The sequence below is a fragment of the Parvibaculum sp. genome, assembly GCF_049672805.1.
GTDB lineage: Bacteria > Pseudomonadota > Alphaproteobacteria > Parvibaculales > Parvibaculaceae > Parvibaculum.
On record NZ_JBATWS010000087.1, the window covers coordinates 1 to 11653 of the forward strand.

Below are 11653 nucleotides of genomic sequence, written 5' to 3' on the forward strand. Positions count from 1 at the left end.
CCATGGGCTTTGCGCCTGCATCCACCTTGATGCCGGGGATCGAGCCGGCCTTCTTGATAAGATCGACAAGCGGCGTGCCGTCCTTCGCCTTCTGGCGGATCGTCTCGTCGTAGAGGATCACGCCGGAGATGTAGTTCTCCATCGCCTCGGTCGTGCGGAAAAGAAGCTCACGATAGTCGCGGCGATTTTCTTCCGTCGAAGGGACGTTGATCGCGTCGAAGCGCTTCTTGATCGTGCCCGAGCTTTCGTCCGCTGCCAGAATGCCCTTGCCCGGAGCCACCATGGCCTGCGCAATCGATTCAAGCGTCTCAGTCATTTTCTTTTCCTCTGGATAGACGGTAAGGCCGGTTCGTGGGTCAGGTGAGCCTATCTGCGGCTCAGCGCCGCCACGCCCGGCAGTTCAATGCCTTCCATCCATTCCAGGAAGGCTCCGCCAGCGGCGGAAACATAGGTGAAATCATCTGCGGCGCCCGCCTCGTTGAGCGCGGCAACCGTGTCGCCACCGCCTGCCACGGAGACGAGTTCGCCCCGCTTGCTGCGCTCGGCAACAATGCGGGCCGCTTCCGTCGTACCGCGATCGAAAGGCGGGACTTCGAAAGCGCCGAGCGGCCCGTTCCAAACGATGGTCTTTGCTTCCTGAAAGCGTTCGCCAAGATGAGCAATCGTCTGGGCGCCGACATCAAGGATTATCGCATCTTCGGGCACATTGTCCACGGCGACGGTCTGTGTCTCAGCACCTGCCTTGAACTCCCTGGCGATCACGACATCTATCGGCAGCACGATGTCGCATTTTGCGGCGCGTGCATTGGCGAGGATGTGGCGGGCCGTATCGAAGAGGTCCGGCTCGCAGAGCGACTTGCCGACTTTCTTGCCCTGTGCGGCAAGGAAGGTATTGGCCATGCCGCCGCCAATCACCAGCGCATCGACCTTCTTCACGAGATTGCCGAGAAGGGCGATTTTCGTGGACACCTTGGCGCCGCCAACAATGGCGACGACAGGGCGCTTAGGATTGCCGAGCGCGGCATCAAGAGCGGAGAGTTCCGCCTCCATGGCGCGGCCTGCATAGGAAGGCAGGAAATGCGTGATGCCTTCTGTGGAGGCATGGGCGCGATGTGCGCAGGAGAAGGCATCGTTGATATAGACATTGCCGTTCCGGGCGAGAGCTTCGGAAAAGCCCGGATCGTTGTTTTCTTCGCCCGCATGGAAGCGGGTGTTTTCGAGCACCAGCACGGTGCCGGGCTTCATCGCCTCGATGGCCCTTGCTGCTGTCTCGCCGATGCAATCGGCGGCGAAGGATGTCTCGATACCGAGATGGGCACCGAGGGCGTCCGCGACAGGCTTCAGCGAATATTTCTCATCCGGCGCACCTTTCGGGCGACCGAAATGCGACAGCACGATCACCTTCGCGCCGCGCGCGGCGAGTTCCTTCAGGGTCGGTGCGACGCGCTCGATGCGCGTCGCGTCCGAAACCTTGCCATCCTGCATGGGGACGTTGAGGTCTGCACGGATGAGAACACGAAGGCCTTCAAGGCCGACGGCGGTGAACAGGTCTTCAAGCGTCTTGTGACCGGACATGGACAGTTATCAACTCCGGATCAGAGAAGCTTGCCCATTGCGACGGCCGTGTCGCCCATGCGGTTCGAGAAGCCCCACTCGTTGTCGTACCAGGAAAGCACGCGCACGAGGCGGCCATCGATCACCTGCGTCTGGGTCAGATCGAAGGTGGAGGAGGCGGGGTTGTGGTTGAAGTCGATGGAGACGTTCGGCTCATTCGTCGTCGCGAGCACACCCTTGAGCGGGCCCTTCGCGGCGGCGATGATCGCGGCGTTCACTTCTTCAGCCGTGGTCTTCTTCTTCGCGGTGAAGACGAGGTCGATCACCGAGACGTTCGGGGTCGGCACGCGGATCGAGGTGCCGTCGAGCTTGCCCTTGAGTTCCGGCAGCACGAGGCCGACGGCTTTTGCGGCACCCGTCGAGGTCGGGATCATTGACACGCCGGCAGCGCGGGCGCGGCGCGGGTCCTTGTGGAGCGTGTCCACCGTGTTCTGGTCGCCCGTATAGGCGTGGATCGTCGTCATGTAGCCCTGCTCGATGCCGCAGGCCTTGTGCAGCACCTGCGCAACCGGCGCGAGGCAGTTCGTGGTGCAGGAGGCGTTGGAGACGATCTTGTGGCTCTTCTTCAGATCCTTGTGGTTCACGCCGTAAACCACCGTGATGTCCGCATCCTCGCCCGGGGCCGAGATCAGCACGCGCTTTGCACCCGCCGTCAGATGGGCGGAAGCCTTGTCGCGCGCGGTGAAGAGGCCCGTGCATTCCAGCGCGATATCAACGCCGAGTTCCTTCCAGGGAAGCTTCGCCGGGTCGCGTTCGGCGAGAACCTTGATCGGGCCACGGCCGAGATCCATCGAGGACTTGGTGGTCTTGATCTTGCCGGGGAAGGGGCCGTGCACGCTGTCATACTTCAGGAGAAGGGCGTTCGCATCGACCGAGCCGAGATCGTTGATCGCGACGACTTCGATATCCTTGCGGCCGGATTCCGCGATGGCACGGAGCACAAGGCGCCCGATCCGACCGAATCCGTTAATCGCAACGCGCACTGCCATTTCTCTGTTCTCCTGAGCGTAGGGTTAGGACTTTTTTTCCGAGAGGCGCGCCTTAGCTGCGGCCACCGCCGCCTCGGGGGTGATGTTGAAATGCTTGTAGAGATCGGCGGCGGGGGCGGAAGCTCCGAAACCCGTCATGCCGATGAAATCTCCGTTGGAACCGATGTAACGATCCCACCCATAACCGATTGCGGCCTCGATTGCGATTCGCACAGTGTCGCGGCCCAGCATTTCCTCGCGATAGTCGCGGGACTGCTGCTCGAAAAGCTCGAGGCAGGGCATGGAGACGACGCGGGCCGGAATGCCGTCCTTTTCGAGAAGCGCTTGGGCGGCAAGAGCGATTTCCACTTCGGAACCCGTGGCGAGCAGCGTGACCTCGGCCTTGGCCGAGGCGGGTGACAGCTCATAGGCGCCGCGGGCGCAGAGATTTTCCTCGGAATGTGTGTGACGCACCGTCGGCAGGTTCTGGCGCGAGAGGGCGAGAACGGAGGGCGTTTCCTTCGCTTCCAGCGCAAGCTGCCAGCATTCCAGCGTTTCAACGGCGTCCGCCGGGCGGAACACATAGAGGTTCGGCATGGCGCGCAGGCTTGCCAGATGCTCGATCGGCTGGTGCGTCGGGCCGTCTTCGCCAAGGCCGATTGAATCATGCGTCATGACATAGATGACGCGCTGGTTCATCAGCGCCGAGAGGCGGATCGCCGGGCGGCAATAATCCGTAAAGACGAGGAAAGTGCCCGAATAGGGGATGAAGCCTTTATGGAGCGCGATGCCGTTCATGGCAGCGGCCATGCCGTGCTCGCGGATGCCGTAATGGATGAAGGAGCCGGAGAAATCCTCCGCCGTCACGGCCTTCTGGTCCTTCGAACGGGTGTTGTTCGAGCCGGTCAGGTCGGCAGAACCGCCAATCGATTCCGGCAGAACGGCGTTGATGACGTTCAGGGCTTCTTCGGAGGATTTGCGCGTTGCCCATTTCGGCTTTTCGGCGACGAGCTTTTCCTTGAAGGTGTTGATTGCCTTGCCGAGATCGGCGGGAAGATTGCCCGCAATGCGGCGCTCGAATTCGCTGCGCTTGTCGGCGGGAAGGGCGGCGAGGCGCTTTTCCCATTCCTGACGGGTCTTGGCGTGGCGAAGGCCTGCAATGCGCCATGCATCGAGCGTTTCGCTCGGCACGGTGAAGGGCTCTGCGTTCCAGCCCAGCTTTTCGCGGGTAAGCGCGATTTCATCGGGGCCGAGCGGCGAGCCGTGCGAGGAGGACTTGCCCTGCTTGTTGGGCGAGCCGTAGCCGATAACGGTGCGGCAGGCGATCAGGGTCGGGCGGTCCGACTTGCGGGCGGCCTCGATGGCGGCGGTGATGGCATCCGCATCATGGCCGTCAATCCGGGTCGCGTTCCAGCCGGCAGCCTCGAAGCGCTTCAGTGCATCGCCCGATTCCGAGAGGGAGAGGGCGCCGTCGATGGTGATTTCATTGTCATCATAGAGGACGATGAGCTTTGACAGCTTCAGATGGCCCGCAAGGCTGATCGCCTCATGGCTGATGCCTTCCATCAGGTCGCCGTCTGACGCGATGACATAAGTATAGTGATCGACGATCTCGTCGCCGAAGCGGGCGGCCATCAGGCGCTCGGCAAGTGCCATGCCCACAGCGGTGGAAATGCCCTGACCGAGCGGGCCGGTCGTGGTTTCGACACCTGCGGCATGGCCATATTCCGGGTGGCCCGCCGTGATTGCCCCGAGCTGACGGAAGTTCCGTATCTGCTCGATCGTCATGTCCTCATAGCCGAGGAGGTAGTTCAGGGCATAAAGAAGCATCGAGCCGTGGCCCGCCGACAGCACGAAGCGGTCGCGGTCCGGCCAGTCGGGCTGGCGGGGATCGATCTTCAGGAATTTCGTGAAAAGCACGGTCGCCATATCGGCGGCGCCCATCGGCATGCCGGGATGGCCGGAATTGGCCTGCTGGACGGCATCCATGGCGAGCGCGCGGATCGCGTTTGCCATGGCGGCGTGAGACGCGCCAGAGGATGCGGTGGAGGTCGCCTTCGCGGCAGTGTCGGGTTTTTCAGTCGGCGTCATGTGTCACTCTATGGCCCAGAACTGTCCGGAAAGGGCGCTGGGCGGGCAGGAGATAGCGGCTCATCCGCACACCGAGGCGGAAGCCTCGCCAAGGCTCTCTGTGTCGGGCCCTCCCGAGAGCGGCGCCACAATGCCCATGCGGGCTTCCATGAGTCAATGCCGGAATCCCCGCCTTTGCGCCGATTCCGTGCAGGAGGTATGGCCATTTTGCAAAGGAGCGCCGGAAGCATTGCCGGGGCGCGGCTGCGCGCGTCATTGCCTTGTTTCCCTGCGCTGCCTATCTTGGCTCAAACCGTGACACAAATACGCTCAGACGGGCCGGAAACACGACAATGAGCAAACTCGATTCGGCAATGAGCCGTTTCGCCAGCGCGCTGGACAAGCTGGAGGCCGGGGTGAACCGGCAGCTTCTGCGCGCCCAGTCTGCGAAAGGCCTTCAAGGCGAGGTGGACAGGCTGAAAGAAGACCGGGCGGAACTGGCCGAGGAACTCGACCAGTTGAAGTCGGAGGCGCGCCGACTGAATGAACTGAACGAACGGGCCTCTGAAACGCTGGCAGACGCAATCGAGGGTATTCGCGAGGTTCTGGCGGAAGGCTGATGCCCCGAGGCCCGGCAGCGCCCCAAAAAGGAATAAGGTGAATGGGACAGGTCAAGGTATCGATCAACGACCGCTCCTACACCATTGCCTGTGGCGATGGGGAGGAAGACCATGTGCGCGAACTGGCGGCCTATGTCAGCAAGCATGTGACAGATCTGGCCGAACAGGTGGGGCAGGTCGGTGATGCGAGGCTGTTGCTGATGGCGGGATTGATGATCGCCGATGAGCTTTCAAGCGCGATGCAGAAGACAAAGATGCTCGAGCAGGAGCTGGAAAATCTTTCCTCGCAGCGCGGTTCCCTGATGGAGCGCACCCGGGACGCGGAAAATTCACTGGCAGACGTGCTTGATGACGCATCGCGCCGGATCGAGGAACTGGCGCGGCGGATCGAAGCTGCGTGAGTGACAGAGGCTCGCTTTTCACGGCTGGCGCGAGCAAAGCCTTGACCCGCAGGGGGGTGGAGGCAGATAGAATGAAGTCGGGTACTGCCCGGTTCGTCAGGAACATTATCTCTCGGGGCCTTACGCTCCTCAAGGGAGCTGTCCCTGAGGGAGATCGAGGTCTCCTTCACACGGCGCCCACCTACGTTAGTAGGTCTCCGAGGAACGAGCTTCCAACGGCCATGGCGGTCCCACTTCTCTTCAGGGCAGGCGCGTTATGAGCGCGGCGCTGAAGCAAGCGGCGCGTGAAGCCGCCCGCATGAGGCGCGATGAAGCCCATGCCGCGAAGGGCGACAAGGCTGCCGCCCTCATCGCAGATCACTTCATGAAAGCGTTTTCCCTCGCACCGCAAAGCTGCGTTGCGGGTTATGCCGCGATGGGCAGTGAAGTGGACCCCGCCCCGCTTCTCACCCGGCTTGATGATGAAGGCCATATATGCGCCCTGCCCGCGATTGAAGAGCGCAATGCGCCGCTCGTCTTTCGGCGCTGGCGGCCGGGCGACGCGCTCGCGCCGGGGCGTCACGGGACACGCGAGCCTTTTTCCTGTGCCGAGCGTTGTCTTCCTGATCTTGTGCTGGTGCCGCTTCTGGCTTTCGATGCGGCGGGGCGGCGGCTTGGCTATGGCGGCGGATATTATGACCGCACGCTGGCGGCGCTCCGGGCGGGCGCAAAGCCGGTCATTGCGGTCGGGGTTGCGTTTTCGGCGCAAGAAGCTCAAGACCTTCCCGAAGATGATTATGATGAGCGGCTTGACTGGGTAGTAACGGAGAGAGAGGCGCGGCGGTTCTCGCGCTCTCCGGAAAGGTAACGATGCGACTTCTGTTCATGGGCGATGTGGTGGGGCGAAGCGGGCGCGATGCGCTGGTTGCGGAACTCCCGTCGCTGCGCCGCGAACTGGCGCTCGATTTCGTGGTGGTCAACGGGGAGAACGCGGCGGGCGGCTTCGGGATTACGGCGCAGATCTGCAACGATATTCTGGATGCAGGTGCCGATATCATCACGCTTGGCAATCATTCATGGGATCAGCGCGAGGCGCTTGTTCATATCGAGCGGGAAACGCGGCTGATCCGTCCGGCCAATTATCCCGCCGGTACGCCGGGGCGCGGCGCGGCCTTTGTTGAAGCGCAATCCGGTGCGCGGGTGCTGGTGGTGAATGTGCTCGGCCGCGTTTTCATGGAAGCACTCGGCTGCCCCTTCGAAGCGGTGGAGCGGGAACTTGTAGCCTGCCCGCTTGGCGAAGCGGCGGATGCCATCATCATCGACATGCATGCTGAAGCGACATCGGAGAAAATGGCGATGGGTCATTTCTGCGACGGGCGCGCCTCGCTTGTCGTGGGAACGCATAGCCATATCCCGACGGCGGATGCGCAGGTGCTGCCGGGCGGCACTGCCTATCAGACAGATGCGGGCATGTGCGGGGATTATAATTCCGTCATCGGTATGGATAAGGACGAGCCGCTGAACCGTTTCACGACGCGTATTCCAAGCGGGCGTTTCCAGCCGGCGCTCGGGCCTGCCACGCTCTGCGGTGTCTTTGTTGAGACGGAAGCCTCCGGCCTTGCGAAACGGGTTGAACCGGTCCGCATTGGCGGCCGTCTCAAACAGGTTCTGCCGGAGCTTTGAACCCCATGCGCATCGTCATTGTGGGCAATTACAACGAAAAGCGGGCGGGCGCGAATTTCTACGCGACTGTCCGCAAGCTCACCAATGGCTTCATCCGCAATGGCCATCATGTGATGACGCTGAGCGACCGCGATGTCGCGCGCGAGGTTCATAAATGGGGGATCTGGCGCGGCGGCGATGCGGCGGCGAATGCGCGGCTCGTGGAATTGTGCCGCAGTTTCCGTCCTGACCTTCTGGTTTTCTTTCACGCCGACAAGATCACCAATGACACGGTGAGGGAGATACGCGCGGCGCAGCCATCATTGCGCGTGGCCGTTGTGAGCATTGATGCGCTTTTCCTGCCTGAGAATGTGGAGCGCATCCATCGCTTCGCAGAGATTGCCGATGCAACCTTCATCACCACGGCGGGTCATCATCTCGATCAGTTCGTGACGCCGACACACAAGGTCGCCTTCATTCCGAACCCGACAGACCCTTCCATTGAAACGCTGCAATGTTTTGCGGAAGGCGATCTTCCTTATGATTTTCTCTGCACCATCAGCACGGAACGCTCGACGCCGTGGCGCGGGCAGATGATGCGCGACATTCAGCAGCGCGTGCCTGAAGCGCGTTACGCCTATTATGGTCTTGAAGGGCAGCGCTCGCTGCAGGGGCAGGATTATTTCAATGCCATCGCGTCAGCGAAGATGGGGCTCAATCTGAACCGGTCCGACGATCATTATCTCTATTCGTCTGATCGCTTCGCGCAATATGCGGGCAACGGGCTTCTTGTCTTTGTTGCGCGGTCCACAGGGTATGACGAGATTTTCACCGATGAAGAATTCGTCTTTTACCGCGATCTCGACGAGCTTGCCGACAAGCTGCGCTATTTCCTGAAGAATGACGGCGAGCGGCAGCGCATCGCGCGCAATGGCCATGAGCGTTATCACGCCTTTTTCAGCGAGCGGCTGGTTGCCCGTTTCATTGAAGAGGTAGTGACAGACCGTCCGCTCAGCGCCGATTACGCCTGGCCGACCGACATTCACGGCTCACTCTCGACAAAGTGAAACCGCTCCGTCTTGTCCGCGGCCGAGGTGGGTGAGGCGGCGGGGACGGAGCGGTTTTGCCTTCGCCATCAGGTGCGTCGGCGCCGGGGGCGGGCTGGGCGGGGCTCACCTCCCGACTACTGCGATGCCGCCGATGAGGGCCTGGAGCTTTCAACCGGCGACAGACTCACCCTAGAGGGGGAAATCTTAAACACACGTTAAAAGGGTATATAAATAACTCACACACGCAATGCGTGTATCAGATTGCAGGTTTGGATGCCGTGCAGATGCTCAGGCAGGTGCTATGGATTTTGGCCCGCGCGGATTCTATAAAGCCCGTGATTTCATCGTATTTCAGGCTTTCGGAGGCGGAATGGCCGGCCATTCACAATTCAAGAACATCATGTATCGCAAAGGCGCGCAGGATAAGAAGCGCGCCAAGCTGTTCGCGAAGCTGGCCAAGGAAATAACGGTCGCGGCCAAGATGGGCCTGCCTGACCCCGAATACAATCCGCGGTTGCGCTCTGCCATTCAGGCAGCCCGCGCGGAAAACATGCCCAAGGACAATATCGAGCGCGCCATCAAGCGGAGCAGCGACCAGGGCGGCGAGAATTATGAAGAAGTGCGCTATGAGGGCTTCGGGCCGGGCGGCATCGGCATCATTGTCGAGACGCTGACCGACAACCGGAACCGCACGGCGGGTGAAGTGCGCGCCATCTTTTCAAAGAATGGCGGAAATCTCGGCGAAACAGGCTCCGTTTCCTTCATGTTCGATCGTCTCGGCATGATCGAATATGGTGCGGATGTCGGCAGCGCCGACGAGATGCTGGAAGCCGCGATCGATGCCGGTGCGGATGATTGCCAGTCCAGCGGCGAGACGCATGAGCTTTATTGCGCGCCGGATTCGCTGCATGAAGTCGCCTCTGCGCTTGAAGCGAAGTTCGGTGAGCCGCGCTCGGCACGAATCATCTGGAAGCCGCAGAACACCATCGCTGTCGATGATGAAAAGGCCGAGACCATCTTCAAGATGATGGAAGCTCTGGACGACAATGATGATGTGCAGCAGGTTTATGCGAACTTCGAGATGTCCGATTCGGTGATGGAGAAGATGTCCGCCTGATTGGCTGTGGATGATCTGCTTCCCGTTTGGGGCATGAACCGGACGTGTGCTCTTGCCGCTGGCGGCACCCGTAACCAGGATTTTTCCCGCTCATGCCGGCATCGCTCAGATTTCTCGGTATCGATCCCGGCCTCACCGCGACAGGCTGGGGCGTGATCGGTGTGGAGGGATCGAAGCTCTCCCACATTGCGAATGGCACCATCAGCTCCAACGCGAAACGTTCCCTTGCCGAAAGGCTTGTGGAGATAGAGGCGGGGCTTGTGCAGATCCTTGAGACCTATGCGCCGGATGCGGCAGCGGTCGAGCAGGCCTTTGTGGCGCGTGATGCCGCAGCCGCGCTCAAGCTTGGACAAGCGCGCGCCATCGCCCTGCTTGTCACGGCGCGCGCCGGGATTGCGGTTGCGGAATATGCGCCGAACCATGTGAAGAAGTCGGTTGTGGGTGCAGGCCACGCAGACAAGAACCAGATCCGCCTCATGGTCGAAATGTTGCTGCCGGGTGCGAAGCCCGGAAGCGAACATGCGGCCGATGCGCTTGCCATCGCGATTGCCCATGCCCATTCGGGTGCCAGCAATATGCGGATCGCGGCGGCGCTTGCGGGGGCGGCGCGATGATCGGCAAGCTGAAGGGCATCGTCGATTCCACGGGCGAGGACTGGGTTGTCGTGGATGTGGGTGGTGTCGGCTATCACGTTACTTGTTCGCGGCGGACGCTCGACAGCCTGCCGCGCCCCGGCGAACCCGTCACGCTTTCCATCGAGACCAAGGTGAGCGCGGATGCGATCCGCCTTATCGGCTTCGCCAGCGATGTCGAACGCGACTGGTTTCGTCTGCTTGTCGGTGTGCAGGGTGTAGGCACGCGCGTTGCGCTTGGCGTGCTCGGTGCGCTTTCGACGGATGATCTTGCCCGCGCCATCGCGCTTGATGACAAGAAGACGGTTGCGACAGCACCCGGCGTTGGCCCCAAGGTGGCTGGCCGCATTGTGAGCGAGTTGAAAGACAAGGCACCGCAAGGCGCATCGCTTGCCGCCGCGCTGGAGCCAGTTCAGGGCGACACGGCGGCAGGCGGAGCAACGGGGCGAATGCGTGATGCCATTTCCGCTCTCGTCAATCTCGGCTATCCGCAGGCGCAGGCAACAAATGCTATTGCAGCCGCGGCAAAGGCGCTTGATGAGGATGCAAGCGCCGAGCAGTTGATCCGTCGTGGCCTCAAGGAGCTTGCGCGGTGACAGAGCGGCTCATTGGCGCAGCAAAGCGCGAGGAAGACGAACTGGAGCGGACGTTGCGTCCGCAACTTCTTGCCGATTTCACGGGGCAGGCCCGCGCGCGAGAGAATCTCGCCGTCTTTATCGAGGCGGCGCGGGCGCGGGGCGAGGCGCTGGATCACGTTCTCTTTGCCGGGCCGCCGGGCCTTGGCAAGACAACGCTGGCGCAGATCGTTGCGCGGGAGCTTGGTGTGAATTTCCGCGCAACTTCCGGTCCGGTGATTACGAAGGCGGGCGATCTTGCCGCGCTTCTCACCAATCTTGAGCCGCGCGACGTTCTCTTCATTGATGAAATCCATCGCCTGACACCCGCCGTTGAAGAAATCCTCTATCCGGCGATGGAGGATTTTCAGCTCGACCTCATCATTGGCGAAGGACCGGGCGCGCGGTCCGTGCGCATTGAGCTTGCGCCCTTCACGCTGATCGGCGCGACAACGCGCACGGGGCTTCTCACCACGCCACTGCGGGACCGCTTCGGCATTCCGGTGCGTCTCAATTTCTATGAGGTCGCAGAACTGGAAGGCATTGTCCGGCGCGGTGCGAAGGTGCTTGGCATTTCAATGACGGCTGAAGGCGCGCATGAGATAGCGCGGCGCGCACGCGGAACGCCGCGTGTGGCGGGGCGGCTGCTCCGCCGCGTGCGCGATTTTGCCTCCGTTGAAGGCGTCATGACGATTGATGCGAAGGTGGCAGACCGCGCCTTGCAGCGCCTTGAGGTGGATGAGCTTGGCCTTGATGCGCTCGACCATCGCTATTTGCGCTGCATTGCCGTGAGTTTTTCGGGCGGGCCTGTCGGGATCGAGACGATTGCGGCCTCGCTCTCCGAGCCGCGCGATGCGATCGAGGAGATCATCGAGCCCTATCTCATCCAGCAGGGGCTGGTGAACCGCACGCCGCGCGGCCGCATCC

Annotated in this window: 13 protein-coding genes and 1 other RNA gene; 10 read left to right on the forward strand and 4 right to left on the reverse strand. The window is 61.6% G+C overall.

What is annotated here, in order from left to right; genetic code table 11:
* The 4 genes from WBF74_RS02770 to tkt all read right to left on the reverse strand — a co-directional run.
* The coding region (locus WBF74_RS02770) for a class I fructose-bisphosphate aldolase (protein WP_424434833.1) at positions 1–316 on the reverse strand (316 nt) is incomplete at its 3' end.
* 50 nt (positions 317–366) lie between these two features.
* A complete protein-coding gene (locus WBF74_RS02775) occupies positions 367–1575 on the reverse strand; it encodes a phosphoglycerate kinase (protein WP_424434836.1) in 1209 nt (402 codons plus the stop codon).
* A gap of 20 nt (positions 1576–1595) precedes the next feature.
* The gene (gap, locus tag WBF74_RS02780) at positions 1596–2603 is read right to left on the reverse strand and encodes a type I glyceraldehyde-3-phosphate dehydrogenase (protein ID WP_424434839.1); all 1008 of its coding nucleotides are present in this window, start codon (positions 2601–2603) and stop codon (positions 1596–1598) included.
* Positions 2604–2627: 24 nt separating this feature from the next.
* Complete coding sequence (tkt, locus tag WBF74_RS02785) at positions 2628–4598, reverse strand: transketolase (RefSeq protein WP_424434869.1); 1971 nt, start codon at positions 4596–4598, stop codon at positions 2628–2630.
* 407 nt (positions 4599–5005) lie between these two features.
* Between tkt and WBF74_RS02790 the strand changes: the two genes are divergently transcribed.
* The 10 genes from WBF74_RS02790 to ruvB form a co-directional block, all read left to right on the forward strand.
* Positions 5006–5272 (forward strand): DUF4164 family protein, encoded by a 267-nt coding sequence (locus tag WBF74_RS02790; protein ID WP_424434842.1) that lies wholly within the window; start codon positions 5006–5008, stop codon positions 5270–5272.
* 41 nt (positions 5273–5313) lie between these two features.
* Entirely contained in the window at positions 5314–5673 is a 360-nt protein-coding gene (gene zapA, locus WBF74_RS02795; RefSeq protein WP_424434845.1) for a cell division protein ZapA, read from the forward strand.
* Between the two features lie 78 nt (positions 5674–5751).
* Positions 5752–5908, forward strand: a non-coding RNA gene (gene ssrS / locus WBF74_RS02800) — 6S RNA.
* Positions 5909–5929: 21 nt separating this feature from the next.
* The gene (locus tag WBF74_RS02805; RefSeq protein WP_424434848.1) at positions 5930–6520 is read left to right on the forward strand and encodes a 5-formyltetrahydrofolate cyclo-ligase; all 591 of its coding nucleotides are present in this window, start codon (positions 5930–5932) and stop codon (positions 6518–6520) included.
* A 2-nt stretch (positions 6521–6522) separates the two neighbouring features.
* Positions 6523–7335, forward strand: coding sequence for a TIGR00282 family metallophosphoesterase (locus WBF74_RS02810; protein WP_424434851.1), 813 nt, complete (start codon positions 6523–6525; stop codon positions 7333–7335).
* Positions 7336–7340: 5 nt separating this feature from the next.
* On the forward strand, positions 7341–8381 hold the full coding sequence (locus WBF74_RS02815; RefSeq protein WP_424434854.1) for a glycosyltransferase family protein: 1041 nt from the start codon (positions 7341–7343) through the stop codon (positions 8379–8381).
* Between the two features lie 352 nt (positions 8382–8733).
* Positions 8734–9480 (forward strand): YebC/PmpR family DNA-binding transcriptional regulator, encoded by a 747-nt coding sequence (locus tag WBF74_RS02820; RefSeq protein WP_424434857.1) that lies wholly within the window; start codon positions 8734–8736, stop codon positions 9478–9480.
* A gap of 92 nt (positions 9481–9572) precedes the next feature.
* Positions 9573–10094, forward strand: coding sequence for a crossover junction endodeoxyribonuclease RuvC (gene ruvC / locus WBF74_RS02825; protein ID WP_424434860.1), 522 nt, complete (start codon positions 9573–9575; stop codon positions 10092–10094).
* Entirely contained in the window at positions 10091–10708 is a 618-nt protein-coding gene (gene ruvA, locus WBF74_RS02830; RefSeq protein WP_424434863.1) for a Holliday junction branch migration protein RuvA, read from the forward strand. Before ruvC ends, ruvA begins: the two co-directional genes overlap by 4 nt.
* Positions 10705–11653, forward strand: a 949-nt coding sequence (gene ruvB, locus WBF74_RS02835) for a Holliday junction branch migration DNA helicase RuvB (protein WP_424434866.1), incomplete at its 3' end; no start/stop codon positions are given. The genes ruvA and ruvB, both read left to right, overlap by 4 nt.

Excerpts from the sequence above, each read along its gene's own strand:
- WBF74_RS02810 (WP_424434851.1), top strand. The coding sequence starts at position 6,523 with ATGCGACTTCTGTTCATGGGCGATGTGGTGGGGCGAAGCGGGCGCGAT.
- WBF74_RS02805 (WP_424434848.1), top strand. The coding sequence starts at position 5,930 with ATGAGCGCGGCGCTGAAGCAAGCGGCGCGTGAAGCCGCCCGCATGAGG.
- WBF74_RS02775 (WP_424434836.1), bottom strand. The coding sequence starts at position 1,575 with ATGTCCGGTCACAAGACGCTTGAAGACCTGTTCACCGCCGTCGGCCTT.
- WBF74_RS02820 (WP_424434857.1), top strand. The coding sequence starts at position 8,734 with ATGGCCGGCCATTCACAATTCAAGAACATCATGTATCGCAAAGGCGCG.
- zapA (WP_424434845.1), top strand. The coding sequence starts at position 5,314 with ATGGGACAGGTCAAGGTATCGATCAACGACCGCTCCTACACCATTGCC.
- gap (WP_424434839.1), bottom strand. The coding sequence starts at position 2,603 with ATGGCAGTGCGCGTTGCGATTAACGGATTCGGTCGGATCGGGCGCCTT.
- ruvA (WP_424434863.1), top strand. The coding sequence starts at position 10,091 with ATGATCGGCAAGCTGAAGGGCATCGTCGATTCCACGGGCGAGGACTGG.
- tkt (WP_424434869.1), bottom strand. The coding sequence starts at position 4,598 with ATGGCAAACGCGATCCGCGCGCTCGCCATGGATGCCGTCCAGCAGGCC.
- WBF74_RS02790 (WP_424434842.1), top strand. The coding sequence starts at position 5,006 with ATGAGCAAACTCGATTCGGCAATGAGCCGTTTCGCCAGCGCGCTGGAC.
- ruvC (WP_424434860.1), top strand. The coding sequence starts at position 9,573 with ATGCCGGCATCGCTCAGATTTCTCGGTATCGATCCCGGCCTCACCGCG.
- WBF74_RS02815 (WP_424434854.1), top strand. The coding sequence starts at position 7,341 with ATGCGCATCGTCATTGTGGGCAATTACAACGAAAAGCGGGCGGGCGCG.